The 19,754-nt window shown below is 61.1% G+C and carries 19 protein-coding genes; 11 read left to right on the top strand and 8 right to left on the bottom strand.

All coding sequences use genetic code 11. The features are described from left to right. The first annotated feature begins 6 nt into the window (after window positions 1-6). Complete coding sequence (locus AOT83_RS11015; RefSeq protein WP_082632796.1) at window positions 7-1,635, top strand: AAA family ATPase; 1,629 nt, start codon at window positions 7-9, stop codon at window positions 1,633-1,635. 1,924 nt (window positions 1,636-3,559) lie between these two features. Further along, window positions 3,560-4,261: a hypothetical protein gene (locus tag AOT83_RS11005; RefSeq protein ID WP_057965322.1), complete on the top strand. Its 702-nt coding sequence runs from the start codon at window positions 3,560-3,562 to the stop codon at window positions 4,259-4,261. A gap of 22 nt (window positions 4,262-4,283) precedes the next feature. On the opposite strand, the gene AOT83_RS11000 is transcribed toward AOT83_RS11005, so the two are convergent. The 3 genes from AOT83_RS11000 to AOT83_RS10990 all read right to left on the bottom strand — a co-directional run bounded on the left by AOT83_RS11000 (window position 4,284) and on the right by AOT83_RS10990 (window position 6,491). Continuing rightward, on the bottom strand, window positions 4,284-4,904 hold the full coding sequence (locus tag AOT83_RS11000) for a hypothetical protein (protein ID WP_057965321.1): 621 nt from the start codon (window positions 4,902-4,904) through the stop codon (window positions 4,284-4,286). Window positions 4,905-5,078: 174 nt separating this feature from the next. Beyond that, the gene (locus tag AOT83_RS10995; protein WP_057965320.1) at window positions 5,079-6,176 is read right to left on the bottom strand and encodes a HigA family addiction module antitoxin; all 1,098 of its coding nucleotides are present in this window, start codon (window positions 6,174-6,176) and stop codon (window positions 5,079-5,081) included. A 12-nt stretch (window positions 6,177-6,188) separates the two neighbouring features. After that, a complete protein-coding gene (locus AOT83_RS10990) occupies window positions 6,189-6,491 on the bottom strand; it encodes a type II toxin-antitoxin system RelE/ParE family toxin (RefSeq protein WP_267888689.1) in 303 nt (100 codons plus the stop codon). A gap of 353 nt (window positions 6,492-6,844) precedes the next feature. Between AOT83_RS10990 and AOT83_RS10985 the strand changes: the two genes are divergently transcribed. The 5 genes from AOT83_RS10985 (at window position 6,845) to AOT83_RS10965 (ending at window position 10,658) form a co-directional block, all read left to right on the top strand. Further along, window positions 6,845-7,036 carry a hypothetical protein gene (locus tag AOT83_RS10985; RefSeq protein WP_057965318.1) on the top strand — a complete coding sequence of 64 codons (192 nt, stop codon included), beginning with the start codon at window positions 6,845-6,847 and terminating at the stop codon, window positions 7,034-7,036. After that, complete coding sequence (locus AOT83_RS27345) at window positions 7,033-9,234, top strand: hypothetical protein (RefSeq protein ID WP_057965317.1); 2,202 nt, start codon at window positions 7,033-7,035, stop codon at window positions 9,232-9,234. The genes AOT83_RS10985 and AOT83_RS27345 overlap by 4 nt, the downstream gene beginning before the upstream one ends. A gap of 35 nt (window positions 9,235-9,269) precedes the next feature. Continuing rightward, window positions 9,270-9,521, top strand: a complete 252-nt coding sequence (locus AOT83_RS10975) for a hypothetical protein (protein ID WP_234797724.1) — start codon at window positions 9,270-9,272, stop codon at window positions 9,519-9,521. Between the two features lie 13 nt (window positions 9,522-9,534). Further along, window positions 9,535-9,906, top strand: coding sequence for a hypothetical protein (locus tag AOT83_RS10970; RefSeq protein WP_057965315.1), 372 nt, complete (start codon window positions 9,535-9,537; stop codon window positions 9,904-9,906). A gap of 152 nt (window positions 9,907-10,058) precedes the next feature. Further along, the gene (locus AOT83_RS10965; protein WP_057965314.1) at window positions 10,059-10,658 is read left to right on the top strand and encodes a hypothetical protein; all 600 of its coding nucleotides are present in this window, start codon (window positions 10,059-10,061) and stop codon (window positions 10,656-10,658) included. Between the two features lie 64 nt (window positions 10,659-10,722). On the opposite strand, the gene AOT83_RS26790 is transcribed toward AOT83_RS10965, so the two are convergent. Further along, window positions 10,723-12,279 carry a serine/threonine-protein kinase gene (locus AOT83_RS26790; RefSeq protein ID WP_082628290.1) on the bottom strand — a complete coding sequence of 519 codons (1,557 nt, stop codon included), beginning with the start codon at window positions 12,277-12,279 and terminating at the stop codon, window positions 10,723-10,725. A 778-nt stretch (window positions 12,280-13,057) separates the two neighbouring features. On the opposite strand from AOT83_RS26790, the gene AOT83_RS10950 reads away from it, so the two are divergent. The 4 genes from AOT83_RS10950 (at window position 13,058) to sigM (ending at window position 16,192) form a co-directional block, all read left to right on the top strand. Further along, the gene (locus AOT83_RS10950; protein ID WP_234797723.1) at window positions 13,058-13,876 is read left to right on the top strand and encodes a S1 family peptidase; all 819 of its coding nucleotides are present in this window, start codon (window positions 13,058-13,060) and stop codon (window positions 13,874-13,876) included. Window positions 13,877-13,923: 47 nt separating this feature from the next. Beyond that, window positions 13,924-14,244, top strand: a complete 321-nt coding sequence (locus AOT83_RS10945; RefSeq protein WP_057965311.1) for a hypothetical protein — start codon at window positions 13,924-13,926, stop codon at window positions 14,242-14,244. A 6-nt stretch (window positions 14,245-14,250) separates the two neighbouring features. After that, entirely contained in the window at window positions 14,251-15,516 is a 1,266-nt protein-coding gene (locus AOT83_RS10940) for a hypothetical protein (RefSeq protein ID WP_057965310.1), read from the top strand. A gap of 109 nt (window positions 15,517-15,625) precedes the next feature. Then, window positions 15,626-16,192 (top strand): RNA polymerase sigma factor SigM, encoded by a 567-nt coding sequence (gene sigM, locus AOT83_RS10935; RefSeq protein WP_057965416.1) that lies wholly within the window; start codon window positions 15,626-15,628, stop codon window positions 16,190-16,192. A gap of 51 nt (window positions 16,193-16,243) precedes the next feature. Here sigM and AOT83_RS10930 read toward each other — a convergent pair whose 3' ends face one another. The 4 genes from AOT83_RS10930 to AOT83_RS10915 all read right to left on the bottom strand — a co-directional run bounded on the left by AOT83_RS10930 (window position 16,244) and on the right by AOT83_RS10915 (window position 19,342). Next, on the bottom strand, window positions 16,244-17,014 hold the full coding sequence (locus tag AOT83_RS10930) for a hypothetical protein (protein WP_057965309.1): 771 nt from the start codon (window positions 17,012-17,014) through the stop codon (window positions 16,244-16,246). 604 nt (window positions 17,015-17,618) lie between these two features. Further along, entirely contained in the window at window positions 17,619-18,083 is a 465-nt protein-coding gene (locus AOT83_RS10925) for a hypothetical protein (protein ID WP_057965308.1), read from the bottom strand. 72 nt (window positions 18,084-18,155) lie between these two features. Beyond that, window positions 18,156-18,749 (bottom strand): HD domain-containing protein, encoded by a 594-nt coding sequence (locus AOT83_RS10920; RefSeq protein WP_057965307.1) that lies wholly within the window; start codon window positions 18,747-18,749, stop codon window positions 18,156-18,158. A 56-nt stretch (window positions 18,750-18,805) separates the two neighbouring features. After that, window positions 18,806-19,342, bottom strand: coding sequence for a hypothetical protein (locus AOT83_RS10915; protein ID WP_057965415.1), 537 nt, complete (start codon window positions 19,340-19,342; stop codon window positions 18,806-18,808). Between the last annotated feature and the right edge of the window lie 412 nt (window positions 19,343-19,754).

Here is a 19,754-nt window from a genome sequence, read left to right as displayed (position 1 = left end):
ATAGCCGTGAGTGTATCTGAACCGCCGATCCCCACTAGCGTTGCCGACAGCGACACTCCGACTTGGGGCGACATCGTAGACCCGTACATGACGCGGGTCACCGATTGCGATAGTGGTCAGGCTGTCAGAGTCGAATGCGGCTGCCCTGCATATGAGAGCTACCGCGATGAGCGCTTGGTCGTAGTGACCCACGACGCTGACACCTGCAATTGGGGTAGCGACGTCGCCGATGTTCACCGACGTCCCGACCGCTACGACGTGTACACGCATCCACCGGTACCTGTTGATGCTCCCATGCATCAGCTCAATCGAGCTGAACTGAACGCGATGCTCAGCCGTGTGCCCGTCGAACCTGATGACTCAACAGATCCCATATGGAAGAAGGGAGTTCAAGAAGGTCGAGCTGAGGGAGAGGCGCTTTTTGAAACGCTGCGACAGAACTTGACCGTGGCTGAGTATGACTCGCTGCTCGATGACCTCCCGCTCTCTGATCCAGATTTGGTGACCAAGCGGTTGAAGGCCAAGGTGGCGGAGATTGCAGCGAAGACAAACTACGCGGCTGTGCCGGCACCTGCGGTGCAGCAAGTCCGCCACCTTCTAACTGTGGGTCCGTCGAAGGTCGAGATACCTGCTACCGCCGACGCGTCGATCGGGATTGTTGGCGACCGTTACGTCGATGGAGGATCGTTCGTACTCGATATTCCGGACACAACACCCGCAATATGGGGATGCGGCGATGACGTGCTCTGGGCAGAGGGCGAAGGCGCGATGATCGCCGGGCCGCAGGGCGTCGGCAAGACCACGCTCGCTGGCCTGCTAGTACGTGGCCTTCTTGTTGGCGGCGAGGTGCTCGGCTACCAGGTTAAGGGCGGATACCGAGTGCTGTACTTGGCCATGGACCGCCCACGCCAGATTGCAAGAGCGCTGCGTCGTCAGCTTGGCGACCTCGACCGCGAGGTTCTGGCGGAAAAGCTCGTCGTATGGCAGGGGCCGCCACTGTCTGATCTGGCCAAGCAACCTCAGCTCCTCCTTGGCATGGCGTACTCCGCTCGCGCCAATGTGGTCGTAGTGGACAGCCTCAAGGACGCAGCTATCGGTCTGTCGAACGACGAGGTTGGAGCTGGTTGGAATCGGGCACGCCAGGCGTTAATAGCGGATGGCGGCCAAATTCTGGAGCTTCATCACACCCGAAAGTCAACGCCCGGTGGTGATTCGAGCTCGGCGGTCGACATGATTTATGGCAGCACCTGGCTGACCAGCGGTCTGGGCTCCATCATCCATCTGTCGGGAGAGCCGGGCGACCCGATTGTGAAGCTGCGCCACCTCAAACAACCGGCGAACGACGTCGGCCCGCTCGAAATCCTGCATGACGGATCCGCTGGCTCAATGAGCCTGCAGGGTGAAGTCGATCTGATTGCAATGGCGCGGGAGGCATATCACCAGCACGGCACGGGCATCGTCGCGGCTGCCGCGGCGGCACGCATGCACGAGACGGATCACCCGAACAAAAACGACATCGAGAAAGCCCGCCGCAAGCTTGAGGGCTACGTCAAATCTGGCCGTCTCCGCCGCAATGGTAAGCATTCCCAGACGGGTGCAGTGTTTTACGCGCCGACTGGTCCCACACCGCTTTAATGGGTCACGGCTGGGGTCACGAGAGCTTTTTCTCTATAACAGAGAACGTGACCCCCGTGACTCACAGCGTGACCCACTGAACTGCACTTTTGATCGCGGCGTGATCTGCCGTGACGTTACGCGTGAGGGGGTCACGCGCAGGCCCCCCTTTAAGAGGGGGCCTGCGTGACCCCTATGACTGGAAGAAAGAAATCAATACCTGCCTGGTGGTGTGCTGAGCTGCGATCCAAGCGGTGATATCACTTCACCTCGACGGGGACTGTCACATCCCTCGGTGAGGCGAGAGATCAGCTAGCTAGTCGCGTGCGAACAGCCGGGGACGCGGCGAGGTCTCCGGCCATTGCAAAATCGCCGAGAAGCCACTCGCCGCCGTAATAGCAGCGGGTAGGCCGCTGTCGGAGAATGGCATCGGTTGCTGAACCGCTACTCCCCAGGCGGGGATCCACAACACCCTTCAGGCGCCGCCGATACGCGATCGACACTCGGGCGAAAAGCTTGCGAATCTGGTTGCTGCACGGCAGTATCCATTGCGATGGCCGTCTTGGAGGCCTATCCCCGGTGCCGGGCCACCGCATTTACGGCGCAACACGGGGATCAAGCAGGTGTTTCGACTGCACCATTCGACAAGCATTCTGATCAAGGATTACGCCGGCAACCCAACGGCGCTTCGGTGGCAAGTGCCTGAAAAGGGATGACCGTGTCACACTTTCGTCGATCTTTGAAACAGCGGTGCCTACTCACCGGTGAATCGCCACGCCAGATCCTCCACAAACGCATCGGGAAGCAGTCCTCTCCACACGCTCTCATTCCATCAGCCGTCGGCGATCAGGCACTTCTCGAATCGTGGATGATGGCGCGCTTACAACGGGCGTCGTGGGGAGAGAAAACATATCCAATCGATGCTTGTCGTATCAGGATCCCCGGGCGTGGAACACCGGTCATCCACCTTGACGAACGTCCGACGACCAGCCGAGCAACCGCGCAACGGGTATGCGAAGTGCTGCTCCCGATCAGCGGACCTGAAGGCCCTGTTGAACACGGTGTACCGGGGCTGCGGCTGCTCGGTGTCTCGGGTAGAGACCTGACTGTTGGGCTTATCGGAACGCCAGCGGCAGTTACGATTCGGGCCGCAGTTTCTTAGCGTCCAGTGCTGTCGCTGAGGCAACGAGAACTGGAAGCCGATGGTTGTAGCCCACGCTGGGGTCCCGCGAGCCCGCAGGAATATGAGGACACCATTGTCGATATCCATGCCTGGTGTGCATCGCTGGGATCGGGGCTCCTGCGACGACTCGCCATCTTCCATAGCCTTGGGGCGCCGTACATCGTTGACGGCTGGATTAACCCCGGCACGTGGATACTCGAGTTGACGACCGATGATGTGTCGTCCTGCTCACCCAATCTTGCGACCCGGCATGACGAGTTCCTTGCCCTGCTCTGCGACGAGCACCTGGGGCTCCCGCTGCGCATAGACACCAAATATTGCATCTGTGAGCGGCCCTTCGGATTTAGCGCCGCCTGCACTTATACCCTGGTACCCCGCCACGGCCCGTCACGGCAGGAGCTACAAATCCGCTTCCGTTGGGTTCCTGGTCAGCGTGACTACCCGGAAGCCTTCCAAAGCGCGAGGAGGAATCGCGGGTGACCAGTTCGGCGCCCTCGCGGTGCCCCGCAGGACGCGCGTGATCGGCGTGGTCAGAGATTTGAGCGATATAGACGCCAGTGTCGCGTTGACAATCGTGACGATTGTCAACGGTTATTCTGTTGCAGTGCAGCGGTTCACGGCAACGGAACCGGCATTTTCTGAGGATCTCGAAGTCGTCGAGCGGCACCGCCCGTGTCAAGAGTTCGTCCAAGCAGCGCCCGCGCCCATTTCCTCCCGGGAATCCCGACAGACACGTGCAGCCGTGTGTAGCGTCAGTAATTCATGGCGACGAAGAAAATTTGGCTAGAGGGCCACCTGCTGGACCTCCAGTCTCTCGCGGACCTCCTGCCGGACGGTGACACTAGGGTGATACGCGAAGGCCACGAGTTTTATCTCACCGCGCCGTCCATCGATAACCCGTCAGTGGGCGTGGCCTACTACGACGCTGCAGACCGTCTTCTTGACACGCTCGTTGGACTAGCTCGGGTGAATAACCCTAATGTGCAGCCAGTTTCGGCCAGCGGTAGGTGCACTGAAGGTGACCTCCAGAGTTACGTCGTCAGGCCCAAGCCAGCAGAGATTCGCGTCGGCGGCGGAACACCGACCGTCACCGTCACCAACCCGGAAGGCAACGTCGTCAACGTCCCCGAGGTTCGCTCGCCGTGGCCTGGTTGGCTCGCTACTGCGCAGTCTCAACCTGAAATTGTTGAAGCACTTACGATTATGGCTCGACCAGCGCTGGAGTGGCCCGACCTTTACAACGTCTTTGAGATTATCCGCGCTTCTGTGGTTGATGTTCGTATTCTAGGTACAGCCACGAAACCCCAAGTGTCGAGGTTCACCGGTTCCGCTCAGCCACATCGCCACGCAGGGCGGCGGACAGACGTTCTCGCCAACCCGATGTGTCTCGCGGAGGGACGCGAGTTCGTGAGCAACCTGATGGCTGCCTGGCTAGCTAGTCGCACTGATCGGACTGACAGTTAGCCCACGCCAACACAAGTCGCGCTCAGAAGACTCGACTTCCAGATGCGGAGATAACGAACCCGTGAGTAACTGCGGGTGCGGTGTTCAAGTATTCCGATGACGCCTTGAACACGCATATCAGCGCTGCCGACGCAGGCACCCCACAGACGAACGACTGGGTGCTGGAGAAGGCCCAGAACACAAACTTGTGGCCGGTAGGCAGCAAGACCGGTACCTGCCCGCGGGTGTCCTCGAAAAACTGATCTGGATCAATCCACAGGAACTGGGCGGGACCGTTGGCCAAAGCATCGTAGGTTCCGTGCATGGCCACGGCTCGCGTCCCCGGCGGAGTCCCGGGCATATCTCCGGCACAGATCACCCCGGGAGCTTCCCGGACGACACTTTTCTTGCAGACGATGCCTGACGGGGTGGTGAACAGAAGGTTGGACGTCTGCATGAGCTCTGCGGCATCGCGGGGCAACGGACCACTGTCGTCAATCAACGAATCGACGTCCGGATAGTTGGGCTCCGCTCCGGCGGTCGGCAGCAGCCCAGTCAACACCATCAACGCGAGCACAGCGCCGACCAGGAATCGTCCTCCCACCGTCAAGGACGATGAGATGCCGCAATCGCCCTCACCGCTGCGCCGTTTGTCCTTCGTCATGTGTGACGCCCCCCTACCTGATCCCTTGGATCTCGAACTATGCCAGCTCGCCGCGGCTCTCCCTGCCGCAGCGGTCATCAGTCCTGGACAGCTATGTCACAAATGAGTTCACTGGTGTAGCTCATTCATGGACGGCCGGTGAAGCGTTCTCGCCGGTCCTCATGTTGTCGACAACTACGCAGTGAATGTGCCTTTGAGGTCCGCGCAGAGGTTGTTCCCGAACCGGTAGTCGAGCAGACGCCGCCGGTGCATCTGGTGCACGGCAACCCCCGGAGAGATCCCCACCTGCCTCGCAGCGCGCACGATGTCACCGTCCCGGGTGAGGCCTTGGAACGGTGCGATGCCGCTGGCGCCGAACAGCGTCTCGAAGGCGAACTGGTTCGCTCCCTTCTCGGCGGCACTGGTGCGCTTCTTCTCCGTCTTGAACTCCAGATGCATCTCGCCGCGGGGGTCGTTGAGCACGTGACCGAGTTCGTGGAACAAGGCCCAGATCACGAAGCCGTCCTTGCCCCAGCGACCCGTCTGCTGGATGACCGGCACCTGCTTGTCGATCCACCGTGTCATCCCGAGCAGCGGGAAGTTCTTCGGCGGCTCAACGACCATGAGGACGACGCCGATCTCCGCGAGCAGGCCCGCGATATCGCGGAGCATCGTCTTGTCCGGTCGGGCCGCCCGCGCTCGCAGCTCCGGCAGCGCCGCGCGCAACTGCACCTCGTCGTAGTCGTACTTCCGGCCGCGCTCAAACGGCTCGGTGAGCTCCGCGGCGCGAAGCCACGCAGTCAGAGCTGTCCGCGCTACGTCGGCGCCAGACTCCTTCAACGCCGCGAGCGCGTAGTCACCCTTCGACGCGGTCTCGTGAAGGTGCTGGTAGACCTCCCAGGTGCCGCAGCGATGGAAGGCGAGGAAGTCCGACACCAGGCGACCCGGATTGGCACGCGTCGCAGTCGTGGCGCCGAGGCTCCGCAGGTAGGTCGCGGCGTTCGAGTCGATGGCGTCAGCGTGCTCCGCGAGGTCCTCCTCCTCGGCGATGCGGCTCTGGTCCGCCCGGTATGCCGCCTCGTACCGCAGCCACGCGTCGGCGGGTATCCCGACCACGCGTTCCAATCGCCTCGCCGTGTCCGCGGTGATTGGGGCACGCCCGTGAACGATCTCGTTGACCTGCTTGCGACTGCACCCCAGCATCTCGGCCACGCGCTGCTGGGAGAAGCCCTGATCGTCGATCCACTCTTCCAGGTACTCCCCGGGGGCGACGGCGTAATTGGTTGTGGTCATTGGCTTCTCCTCTCAGTGGTAGTCGTTGATCTCAGTGACTGTCACGGTGACCGCGTCCCAGGGCTCAACCTCGCCTTCGGGCCGGATCAGCAGACGGTAGTTATCGCTGAGCTTCCCGGCCCACTCGCCGGCGCGGTCCTCATGAAGCTGGTGCCAATAGCCCAACGGGTCGATGGTGGCCAGTTCGCCCACCGTCTCGGCCGTGCGCAGCGCGTTGACCCGCAGGCGGAGTTTGTCGGCGATGTCCCCACGTTTCTTCCGCATCTCCCGCTCGTCCGTACACAGCTTCTGGACCTTCCGGTCCTCGTAAAACACTTTCACCAGGTGTCACCGATTTCGTTACAGTCTAACGTCGGCCAACCGCGCGTTATGCCGCATGTGACGAAGAAGGCCCACCGAGATTCGTCAGGCGGATGCCCGCCGGGATATCGGCCCACATCCGTGGAGATCCGAGCGTATCGACGTGGCACGACAGGATGGTGACGCCATGCCGGTAGTCCGTTCGGGCCACGGAGAGCAGTTCGGAATGCATCTACCAGCGCCGGCGCGGATAGGCGGACGCAGTGCCGGGGTGCGTGGCTCCGAGACGAAGTTGGTAACGGCGACAGGTGCACGTCCGTCCGCGCCTCAGCCTAAGTTTTTTCACGCCGCGTGATACACCGCCGCCTATGACCACCACATCACGCGGCCTGGAATGCCGCGCTTTCGGGCACAAGATCCCCAACGCTGAGGTCCGCCGGCACGTCGCCGTGCTGGTCGCCAGCGGCCAGCGGTTCGTTCCTGAGGCCGCCGCACGCTATGGCATCTCAACGGCCACCGTGCGGCGATACACCGCCGCCGAGTTCGGAGGCGACCGGTGAGCGAGGAACCGTTGGATGTGGAGACCGTCGATGAGACCGATGAGACGAAACCCGCAGCCGAACCGAAGGCAGCCGAGAAAGCCGATGGCGCGCAAAAGGCTGCATCGGTGAACGGCGAGGATGCGCACAAGGGCGGCGGTAGGAGCTGGACCCCTGGCCGGGTGGGTACCCAGATGGGTGTTCCACCGTCCGCATTGCGGAAATTCAAAACAGAGCCGGTCGCCGGCGTCAAAAATCTGGCGGCAGCACAGTGGAACGCTGGGCAACATTGGGCGGGCAAGCTGGGCGGCACGGTGGCCACGAAGATGCCGACTGCAGGTGGCAAGGCCGTGGCCAAGGTCCTGGCGCGGGCGATTCCTGGTGTCGGTTCGATTGTCGCTGGTTTCTCTGCGTGGAAGTCGTTCAAGGACGGCGATTATGTGGCAAGCGTGCTCAACCTGATCGGTGTGATCCCTGGTCCGATTGGCTGGCTCGGTATGGGTGCCGCCGCAGCCTGGGATTTGAGCGGTGTTGGGCACCCGGGCGTGTGGGAGGCCCCCGATGGTGTGTCGACGTTCATGCTGCCCGCCTCTGCAAAAGATTCTTCTGGTGTGAAGGAGCTGGATGCGTTGTTGCGTGAAGCTCAGCAGGAGAAGGTGTTTGGTTTCCAGGACGGCCCTGAAGGCACCGTGTGGAATGCAAGCCCACCGGTGGCTTTGAAGCTGGACACCCCGGAGGTAGAGAAGGCGTTCACTAACTGGCTTCGGGGCGTATCTGAATTGTTCGCCGAGGTAGACCGGACGATGAGCCAGTCCGATGAGCCGTACTTTCATCGGTACCGACAAGAACTCGCACCGCATCTGGCGGCGATGGCTGAACTCAAAAGCCAAGTCAAGCCGCTGATGACACAGTTGTCCGCAGTGAGCAAGAGCGGTGCCGCTATGTACCAGGCGGTACTGGATGCCAATAAGACTGCACGCCAACAGCTTGCCAATGACGGGCATCTGTCGGACCAAGGACCCGCGAGCGCGATGAAGGCAAAGTCCGCAGCCGCGCAGACTCAGCTCGAGGCCTCCAACGACAAGCTCAGTCAGCTCTTCGACACCGCACCGGCACCGATCTACACCGCGAAGTCACCGTCGCTAACTGCTCCAGCGGCTCCCAGCACCAAGCCCGCGCCGCTGCCGTTGTCGGCCACTGTTCCGCCTGTTCTTCCTCCACCGGAGAAGAAGCTCGAGTCCAAGGGCGACGATCTGGGCAAGCTGCTCTCGAGCCTGGGAAACAAAGGACTTGGCGGCACTCCTGGCGGATCGCCTTTGGGCGGAAGCCCACTCGGGGGTGGCCACGGTGGCGGTACTCCGCTGACATCCCCGACCTCCAAGCCGGCCGACACCGAGCCCAAGAAGCTCGTCGAGGACAAGAAGGACGACACCAAGAAGCGCGAGGAGAAGTCGCTTCCCAAGCCGTTGCCGACCAACAACCCGGTCGTTCCCGGGGCCCCGGCGCCCAACACGCCCGCGCCCGGCACTCCGGCACCGGGTGCGCCCAAACCCGCTGCGGGACCGCCGGACACGACCGTCGACGTCAAGGGCAAGAAGACTCACTTCCCCGACGCCAAGACCGCGAAGATGGCCAAGCTGCTCGCGGCAGCAGACCCGAACCACCCGATCTCGCTGGCCGACGCCGCGGCGCAGTCGGGGCTGACCCCGCCGGTGCCCGGCCAGGACCCCGGTAAGCAGATCGCGCCCGCCGAGGCCAAGCCCGGTGACTTCGTGGTCGCCGGCGACAAGCACTACATGGTGCTCGGCGACGGCAAGTTCTACGACCTGAGCCAGTACAAGAACGTCGATGCCTCTGAGCTGCCACATGACATGGGTTCGCGCGCAGGCTACTTCCGCCTCGGTGACCCCGGCGCCGCGGCTGCTGGCCAGGGCCCGGTGTCGGGCCCGACCTCCGGCGTGCCGTTCTCGGTGCCCGGAGCCACCGACGCACCCACGGCTCCAGCCGACGCCTCACCGGCAGCCGCTACCCCCGGGCAACCCACGGGCGCAGCGCATCCGCCAGCTGCACCGCCGCAGTCCGTGCCGTCGACCGGAAGCCCCGGTATTCCCAAGGCCGGTGGTTCGGCTCCGGCCAACGCGGCGGCCACGGACACCGGCGGCGGCTCGGCTGTGCCGTCATCGACGGTGCACAACCTCGACCCCGCAGCAGTGAAGTGACCATGACAAGGACACTTGCTGAGATATTCGCTGACATGGAGAACGTGTGGTCAGAGGCGGCGTTCGTTTCTGCTGAGGCCGTTGGCATCGCAATCGACGATCCAGATGACCCGCACGTCGCTGTAGCCGTGCAGGACCAGCAGATCGTCTACATCGGTATCAGTGACGGGATGCTGCGCATGCCGCTCGACCAGCTCCAGGACGTACTCAATGCCTGCATTTTCAACGCATTCAGCATGTGGCAGAAACAATCAAGCGGAGGGCTAGACAGTGCCGACGATTCCTAACGCAGGTCGTGAGATGCAGCTTTACCTGCACACTCTCGGGTCCTCTATCGCCTGCGCGACACAGACCAAGGCCGTCACGCTCGAGCTCGGCGATACGCGAGAGCCAAGCCCGGCAGCACAGAAGGCGAAGGTGTCGCGCCTACTTGATGAGGCAATGGCCTCGCTCGATGCCGTGATCCGGTCCAAAAAGCTCCCATCGACCGACATTCCGGCTGCCACGTTGGGCCGCCGGCTGATTGAACGAGGCGAGACCTACGACGCGGTCAATCGCACTTACACGCCGGGGCCTGGGTTCGCGGCTTACCTCGCCGCGCTGGTCACGGATGAAGTGGCCACCGCGCAGATACAGGCCACGCTCATGAAAGCGGACAGAGAGGGCTGCTAGCTTCTCGTCGAATAGCTTTGACGCATGACGACGCGGCTGCCGCGATCGACTGCAGCCAACCGCGGCGCCCAGTTTCCACATGAGTGCAGGCATCTACGTCCGCCGATGCATCGAGGTCCCTATCATGGCGCTTGCACGAGAGGGGTGGGGTCATGATCAAGGTTCTGCACGGATTACGCGCCAAACTGGTTTCCCTGCATCGGGAGATTGAGCGTGAATTGGGCCAGAAGCCGACAGGGTTAGCCGCTCGCGAGCTGCTGGACGCCTTGGATGCGCAGCTTCGAACGATCACAGACGCGGTTCCTGTCGATGCGCCTATGACGACAAGCATGCTGATGAATGATTCGGAGGACTGGATACGAGTCTCGGTGTTCGTGGAGACTGCGCTACGCGATTTGAGTCGTCTCATTCAGGAATGCGGCAACGTTGTTCACGAACGCAAACAACCGTTCCTACGGTTGATTCGGCGTATCGAGTCCGAAGGCTACGAAGTCGAGGGGACCAGGTTCACCCAGGTAAGTGATGGTCACGATTGGTCTGTTGACGAACTGGACAGCCCGGCGGTCCGGGTTCAGTTAGACGCGGAGCAGATCGCTCGCGCGGAACAAGCAGCCCAGTACCAGCAGCGGCTAGAACGCATGGATGCAGCTATCCAAGAGATCGAATTCGAGTACGCCGACCGCATCCGGAAACTGCCCAAAGCCGTACCTTCGCCGCCAGCGAGCGGTAACCAAATCAGCAGCCTCGAGTAAGACGATGAAATACCGGACCCGCTGCGCCACGCAGCCAAGCGGTGGGTGCTAGGTTGCTGCCTTCCTAGTTTGGAGTCGCGCTTTCGACAGCGGGCTCGTCTCCGATCAGGTTGCTTTCCTTGAATATCTGAAGTCCTGCGCTGTTCACCAGGTAGTAGTAGGTGGCCTCAGTGGTGTTGGTGACCAACCATCCATCGGTAGCGACTTTAACGTTGGACAGTGTGAGAGTGGCGTTATCGCTGAGCCGTAATCCACGGTACGACAGACTGCCAGAGGCGGATCTGCAGATAACTACCGCAGATTCTGTGGTCCGCAAGATGAACTCAGCCCGCGCCCCGGAAACGCACCGAGCGAGCCCGTTGTAGCCGGTAAATCCTCTTGTGTCGGCGTCCGGCAGGACCATTGTGGGTGCTTCGGGTGGCCGGCTCGATGAACGATACGGAGCCTGCGACGGCGTTGGCATGACTGAAACGACGTCGGTCACCATTGGCGCAGTTGGCGTTGACTCAACAGCCTGAGAGGTTTGACCTGCGTCGGATTGACGCATCAGCCATGCCGCGCCCACTACAAGGCATCCCAGAATCAGTGCGCCGCCAATGATGGCAGCGATGAGCGCAGTGTGTGAACCGGATTGCGCCGGGGCCGAACGGCCCTGGGAAGACACCAGGGGTTGCGCGAGCGGCCGAATCTGCGTGGGCAGAGGCCCGTATGCGCGCTGATTGGCCGGGTTGAGCTGTGTGTGGTTCATGTCGGTTGGCGCGTAGCCGGAACGAAGCTGCGTATCGGTATTGCCGGCCAACGCATCGGCAAATTGCCGACAGGTACTGAAACGATCGGCAGGATCGATCGACAGAGCTTTCGCCATGGCCGCGTCATACGCGACCAGTTCTGGTTTGACGTCCGAGAGTTTGGGCGCCGGAGTCCGGACACGCTGAATCAACATGGGAAGGCTGGGGCTCGACATGATCGCCGATCCGGTGAAAAGCTGAAATGCCGTGGCCGCCAACGCATACTGATCGGCGCGCCCATCCAACGTCTGTCCGGTGATTTGTTCAGGTGCCGCATAGCCAACAGTGCCGAGCACCATATTGGTGGCAGTCAGACTGCTCAGCAGATCATCCAGAGGGCGGGCAATGCCGAAGTCTGCAAGGAACATTGACTTCCGCCCTGTGCGGGCGTCGGTGGTCACTAAGATGTTTGCGGGCTTGACATCGCGGTGCAATAGGGATTGACCATGAGAGTAATCCAGCGCATCGGCAATCGCCGAAACGATCTGCAGTACTTCGATAGGCGCTAGGCCGTCTGAACCGCGTTCCTTCAACAGCTCAGTGCAATCAGCGCCGTCGATGTAGTCCATCGACATCCATAGCTGACCGTCATGATCGCCACTGTGGTGGACTTGCACGATGTTGGGGTGGCGCAACTTGGCTGCCAGCTTGATTTCACGCATGAATCGGTCGCGGTAGTCCTCATCTTCGCTGATCTGCATCCGCAGTACCTTCAGCGCTTCAAGACGGTCCAGTCGGGTGTTTCGGACCAGGTACACATCACCCATCCCGCCGCTGCCCAGGAGGGACTGAACGGCATAACCTTCGAAAGCTGTCCCGTTCTCCAAGACCACGGATAGGACAGTACGCAAAACAACCGGCAACGGCAGCGGTTACGGCGACCAGCGTCCCGAAACCGGGCTGCTATGGGCCGGCTCCGATAGGAGGAAGGGCATCTGCAGGGGACACACATAGGCTGAAACCATGTCCAGGAACTGTGCTGAGATCGCGGTGGTCGGGTTTTCGGGCGAGCGCTGTACAAGCGTCGCTTAACGATGCGGACAGTGTGCGCAGCTATCTATCAAACGGGCAGTATCGACGTCCGGGAGAGTTCCGCGGAGGTATCGATGAAGCGGAGTTGCCCAGCCTCGACGTCACATGCGCAATGCAGATAGCTAAGGCCGGAGCGGTGTTCAAGTTGAGTGGGGACCGCGACGATCTAGTTGACCAACTATGCAGGTTGTGCCCGAAGTGCGCGGAGATCGTTGGCGACAAGCGCTGCGTTCATTTCGCGATTGGGACGTCGATCGAATGTCACGGATTCACGTTGTCGGTCGCGGAGTACAACGTTCAGCGGAAACCGCCAGTCACGATTCCTCTAAAGACCAATTGCAACAATGATTTTGACGCAATTTTTCGTTGGTTTGTCGACGTGATGATAAAGACTGTCGATGTGAGTGCGCGCGGCCTATAGGAACACTTGTTGCGGCAGGTCATGGAAGCGGGCTAGCGAGCTTCATGTCGCAGATGCGCGATTGAGCAGTCCTCGAGGGCTCCCTGTTTCGTGCGCTTCATCGAAAGACTAGCCGCTGCATCGCGGCTTATGGCGCGGCTGCGTGCAAGTATCGATGCATGTGCAAACGCCGGTTCGCTCTGACAGCTATTGCAGCCTTGGCTGCGGTGGGTGTGTCGGCGTGCTCTACGACGGGCGTCGCCGGCGAGGCGGTGCCCGCGGCTGATTCGGCAATCACGCAGAAAGCTGCAACACTCGCGCCCGCCGCGCCGCGATACATCGACGTGAGCGGAAAGGTGGTGGTGCCCCGGGATTCGTATGGCAGCCAATACGGAGCCCAGCCATATCCCGGAATCGCCATCGGACAGCACCAGTCCGATGGGTCTACGAAAGACTGCACCCTGGGCCCCTTGGTCACCGGCGCGCGAGGGAAAGGCTTCATCACGGCCGGCCACTGCGACCAGACACCCGGCGGCGAAGTATTCGTCTTCGCCGATACCGATGCGGCCAAACCTGTTTCGATCGGAGTAATCACCGGGGCAGAAGACAAGCCGACCCCGCAGGGGTACAGCGACTCCGCGGTGATCTGGACCGGAAACGTTGATTCGTCTGCCACCAAGATCGCCGGACGTTGGCCTGTGGTCGGGGTGATGACAGCGTCCGAGGTCCGCAGATTGCCAGTAGGAACTCCGATTTGCATCAACGGAGCCTGGAGCGGTGTGGTGTGTAGTCCGCTGATCGCCGCGGACGATCAATATGTCCGCACCCCACGCCTGGCGCAAGGCGGAGACTCTGGCGCGGCCGTCTTTGTGGTCGACCAAAAGGGCGAAGCTCGTCTGGTCGGTATCCACAGCGGATTTGAGAACGGTCAGGACGAAGCAACTTTCCTTGAGCCTGCCCTACAACGACTGGGCGCAACGGCACTCACTGCTCCCTGATCGCGCCGCCTTCGGTCGAGCCTGTCCGCACAGCGCAACATGCCCGCATGACTACTGAAGAGCGTGGCGGCGAAGACACCGTCGCCATCCGCGACCCACAAGCCCTGGCAGAAACAATCGACGCCTTTGATGCCCTGGCCAAAGACGACCCCGCCCCGCGCATCCTCAAACTGCTGAAACTGCCGGCGGCCACCGACGGCTCGTCCACCAATACAGCTGTCATCGAAATCGTGAAAGAGATCGCCGACGAGGCCTCCGCCCGCACCAAGGAACTACGCGGGATCGTCGAGGAGCTGCGCGAGTGGGCCACCGCCGAGGTAGGCACTGATCAGCAGGCCAGCGCGGAAATCAAAGCGACGGAAGGCTGATCAGGCATGAGCGAAGACAAACCCACCGATCTGGGTTCGGCAAGCGCACATGCGGAAGCACTCGCACTCTCGCGCCGCGCTACCGAACAACGGCGTCGCTGCACCGAACTCTCGGGGGAAAACAAGGGCAAGACCATCAACAAGGCCTGCGAACGGCTCATCGCGCAAGCCCAGGCCAACGAGCAGAAGGCCGACCGTCTGAACCTGGTGTCCGAGGCGCTGAAAATGCGGGAGGATGCGGCTCGAATCTGGAACCGCAACGCCCCTCGCGATTCAGAGCTGGCCGACGCCCGAAAGGCGATAGGCGCGGCCAGCGAGGAACTCAAACGGGTAGAGGGGGTCGCGGTGATCGCTGCTGACGCGAAAATGAAAGCAGCGATACAGCATTCAGCTGGTCTGAACGAGCGCCGTAAGCAAGCCGACGAGGACTACGAGCGTGCCGAAAAGCGCGCCAGAGCCAAACTGTCAGAAGTTAAAGGCAAGAAGGGCAAAGACGGCGAGAATCACGGTAAGAAGACGCCCGGGCCCAACCCAACCTCTCAGACCAGATCCACGCCCGGACCCGCAGCGCCTGCTAAACCTTCAGCCGCCGCTCCCGCTCCGGCAACATCTACCAGCCGTGCGCTCAACGCCAGCGCCTCTGTTCCAGACAATTCGCTGAGTGATCTCCTTGTCCGAACGGGTCAGCTTCGGCCGCAGCGGGAAATGCAATCTCCTAATCAGACACCTTTTCAACAGCAGCCCCAGGTTGCCCCAGCGACAGCTGCTGCTGCACCCAGTGCGGTCGTGTCCGCTCGGCCAGACGGCCGGAAAGTCGACGAAGCGCTCAAGAGCAGTGACTTTCCCGATATGCCAGTTCCATTCGCGATGTCATCCTCGCCCGCGCCTTCAACAACTACCGTTGCCGGATCTGCAGCCGCGCAGCCAAGCGTCACCCCAGGAACATGTGCCTCAGGCATGAAGACCGAAAGCAACGTCAGTGGCCGACCAGATGGTCTTCGAGGTGCATTCAGTCCGTCCACGGCGACGTCAGCTGCAACGGCACGGCTTACCAACCTTCAAGGTTTCCAGGCAGCGCAGACGCAAGCCGGTACGGCACAGACGGGTGTGGGGCAGCCGGGAATGATTCCACCGATCGCAGCGGGTGGATCCGGGATTGGAGCGCGCAGGGAATCGCCGAAGATTTACGCCACCGTTGAGTGCACCTATGAGGAAGGCGTCGTACGCGGAGGCACTATCGCAGAGAACCGTCCTGACTTCGACGACAAATGAGCAAACGGTCCGTTCGACGTTGGGGCTACAGGTCAGTTAGTTAGGCCTTTTGGCACTCACGGCCGGAGTGCTCGGTCACGGAGGTGTGCCGGAGATCCGTTGTCGGCAAATCCCCGATATCGTGTTTTGGGTGCTCTCGGATGCGCAGTTGTTGGCCTCATATGTCGGAGGGGACGGGTCGGCGTTCGAGGAGCTATTTCGGCGTCATCACCGTCGTTTGTACCGAGTAGCCTGCACGTTAAGTGTGAATGCTCAGGACGCTGAGGATGCTTTGCAGGAAGCCATGATTTCTGCTTGTCGGGGTGCGTCGCGTTTTCGGCATGATGCGTCGGTTCTCACATGGCTGACTCGGATCCTGATCAACGCGTGTACTGAACGGATGCGCAAATCTCTCAAGGCGCAGACAGCCGACATCGCTGACCTCGCTGACGCGGACCTAGATACGGGTGGTCTGTCAGGGGAGCAGGACACCGCGGTGGTGATTAGCCGCGCTCTGCAGCGCCTACCAGTGGGGCAACGTGCGGCGGTCTTCCTTGTCGATATGCATGGCTACAGCGTCTCGCAGGCAGCCGCAATGCTGGGGGTCGCCGAGGGCACCATCAAAAGCCGTTGTGCACGCGGCCGTCTGTCGCTAGCGGCAGCACTGGGTTATCTCTGTCCGGCACGCGAGGTGTGAAGACTGAATCCAAGGGCGCATCGGCGCGAAATCGGGGCAACGTGCACGTAATCAGGACCATCTGGACGACGTGCCAGAGGCGACTTGTGTTCGGTTCTCAGTATTCGGAAGTAGTCGAGGCGATCGCATCACCACAGGTGCCACCCAATGGTTGGTGTTTGTGTGGGTGTGGCAGCTGGTTTGGACGGCATCGGTCAGCAGGCGCAGGTCGTTTCTGAGCGACGTGGTCAGCTGGGCTACCACGCGTGTGTGATCAATCATCGCGACATCGATGGTGTCCGCCAGGTCGCCGACAGGCAGCTGGTTGCGGACTGCTCTTGTGAACGATTCGCGTGCGGCATCAGCGAAACTGTCGCCGACCGCGCGTATGTGGCCAAGAAACTCTTTGGTGTAGTCGGCATCGATGTTCTCGTCGTTACCTAGTGGGCGCGCGGGCCGCGGCTCAATACACACGTCGGGGATTGGCATCGCTGGCGGTGCTAGGTTGGGTGGCTTGACCCATTTGCCAGTGGTCCCGAAAACTGTCCATGCCGCGGCCACAGCACCCACAGCGGATCTCATTTGTTGGCCCAGATGCTCAAACAAAGGCCGGTATGCAGCCATAATCGTGCCCGTACCTGCCAGCAACAGGTGCACAGCCACTTCGTTCGAGGCCTGATCGCGTGTTTGAATCACCGCCTGCAAGGCTCCGCCAGTCATTTCCCTGATAGAGACAGCAAGAGCATCCATGCGAGTGAGCATGAGGGTGACCACAGGATCCATGCTGGCGAAGACTTGTCCGTGGGGTGCGCCGACGAACTCACCGGAGAACGGATCATCCATCCGCCTGATTGTGCAGGACTCGATCCATGATCGCGACCCATGTGGATACGCATACTTCCAATACTTGCTATGTCGCGTTCTTCGGGCCACTATGGCGGTATGGAGGGATTCGCTGCTCCTCATCCACTCGATGAGTGCATCGGGGAGAACTGTGTGGTCCACAATCCCAGCAGCCACCACATGCGAGGCTGGCCGCAGCGGTGGCAGAACGATGGCGTCTTAAACCGGATCTGTCCGCATGGACAAGCCCACCCTGACCCGGATCAGTTCGGGCTATGGGTGGCCCAAGGCCGCGAGACAAAGGCAGTCCACGCATGTGACGGATGCTGTGCGTCTCCTCTGCAGCCGCAGACGTCTCATCGCACCGCAGCAGATGTTGAGGCCGAACTGTCAATGCTGCAAATGGTGCGAGACGTCCTCCATAACGGCGAAGCGTTAACCGTCCAGCCCACGGAACTGGACGCGACATTGCGTGCCGAACTCGCGCGCCTCCACCACCGCCGGGAGAAGTAAACCGCGCCAGAGGAAACCGGAGCCTCTGGGGCATCTGTCGGTCAATCCTGCCAGCGAGCTTGCGTCCATTCCATCGGGCGACACTCGATGCTCAACGTCCCTGTTTCCCGCGTTGCAGGGGGTCTGCCGCTGGATCCCATTCCTGACCGTCCGCGCCGACATCCCGACGCTTGACCGTCGGGGCCGGCGGCCGGATCAGTTTCTTCAACCCCGCCAGATCCGCGTATCCCGCCCGAAGTTCCTTCGCGCGCGCCGCCAACACGGCATCACCGGATACATCCGCAGCGATCCGCGCGAACACCATGTCCAACTGCCGCAACGCCTCTACATAGGCGTCCGCATACGCCCGCTCGATTGCGCGGCTCAGCGCCTCTGGTTCCACACTGGCTGCTTCCGCGTTCAAGTTCAGCTGCTGCAACTCGCCACGCACCGACACCGTCACCGTGCCGACACTTGCGGGCGGGGGACGCTGAATCTCGACCGTCCCGGCGACCTTGTCTACCCAGCTGCCCAACCACGCAACAAGATCATCACCAGCCAACTCATCGAAGCCCATGGGATACCTCCTCTGCCGAGCCGCTTGGTGTACGGGCCAATACCCGCAACTGATCGCAGTGCATAGCCGGTGCTAGGCCTTCACCAACTCATCCAAGGCATCGAGGGCCCGTCGCAGCTCGTCGACGAGCCAGCTGTCGGTTTTACGTCGGTACACATCAAGTAACGACCGGTAATACCAGAGGTGATCGCCCGGGTCCTTGACGCTGAAACGCTCCCACAACTCTGGCCCTATCTGCCGGAAGTCGCGCAGTATCGCCCGGGCGTTGTCCACCTTGTCGGCGAGCGAGACCAGGATGGTGTCATTGGATGCGTTATCCAGATGTCGGATATAGCTCGCCTTTCTTTCACGCCAAGGAGGTTTAGGGCTTTCAAATGTGTCGCTGCACTCGGCAACGATTCGTTCAACATCAGCTCCGAACCGTTCCCGAATCTCATGCAAGGTCTGCGTGCCGCCCTGATCTTCAGCGGCGTCGTGTAGAAGCGCTGCGATGGCTTGCTCCTCAGTGCCGCCAGCTTCGATCACCAATCCGGCGACGGACAGCAAGTGTCCAATATATGGAATCTCTCCGCCCTTGCGGGTTTGCGTTTGATGCTTGCCTGCCGAATATGTGAGTGCCTCATGGAATTTCGCTGTGAGGCGCGGTGCGCTGGCTTCTGTTGGCATGTCATCCTCTTTGACTGGTGCGATATAGGCGGTGAAGTGCAGTTTCTACGGATGTCTCAATCGTGTTGTGGCTGTCCGTATGACTGCGGCCCGTCCTTGGTGATGATCGACGGCATGGGACTTTCGTAATGAGATTCCGGAGCCGGGTAGTAGGGCGATGACCAGCCCACGTTTACCCCGTCATGGATGCCCCGATGAATCTGGAATCGATACCCGTCTGGGGTGTGCCCGTCCGCGACTCGTGTCTGGGAATCTGCGGGCTCTGCTGAGTCGATCCAACCCCAGCTGTCCCATACTTTGAGGAACGTGTCGAACACCTCATCACCGGTGAGGTCGCCGTATCCCCACACCCAATAGTGAACGAAGAATTCCCATTCGCCCTCGCTGGCCACGCCACTCCACGAGCGCCCGCGCGGGTTGCGACCTGGACGTTGAAACCCCACAATCCAGCCGTCGGGCAGCTGCTTGAGGGTGTGGACGACATGTTCGATAGTGCGTTGGCGCGCAAGGGCGTCGGTGAGCTTAGGGTCCTTTTTCCTGCGGTATTGCCTCGGCGCGCTGCCACCGCTCGATTTCGGCAGATCTCTATCCATCGAAATGCACCACGCAACAAGTGCCAGAACACCGACCAAACCCCACAGAAGGAGTAACCACCCGACCAATCCTCTTGGCACACCGACAACGATGATCAGCGGTACTAAAGATGCGAGATATCCAACGCCACAAGCTATCCCAATCCGGTGAACCATCAAGCGACGCCGCAGCGGAGCGCTGCGCGGGAGCACAAGGGTCTCAATCGTCCCGTCAACGCTGTCACCCATTGCCACCGCGCAAGTCAACAGCAGAACATCAGCCAACACGAATAACGGCCAGGCCGTCATCGGTGCCACGTAACCGCAATAAATGATCCACCCAAATACGAGTGCTGGCATCAACCCCAACGTCACCAGCGAAAAAATCACAGCGAAAAGCGCGTACCAGCCGCCGTACCGCAAACGCGCAGCA

The organism is Mycobacteroides sp. H001 (assembly GCF_001440005.1).
GTDB classification, from domain to species: domain Bacteria; phylum Actinomycetota; class Actinomycetes; order Mycobacteriales; family Mycobacteriaceae; genus Mycobacterium; species Mycobacterium gwanakae.
The sequence above is the reverse complement of the archived record's forward strand: the minus strand, read 5'-3'. Positions and strand labels throughout refer to the sequence as shown.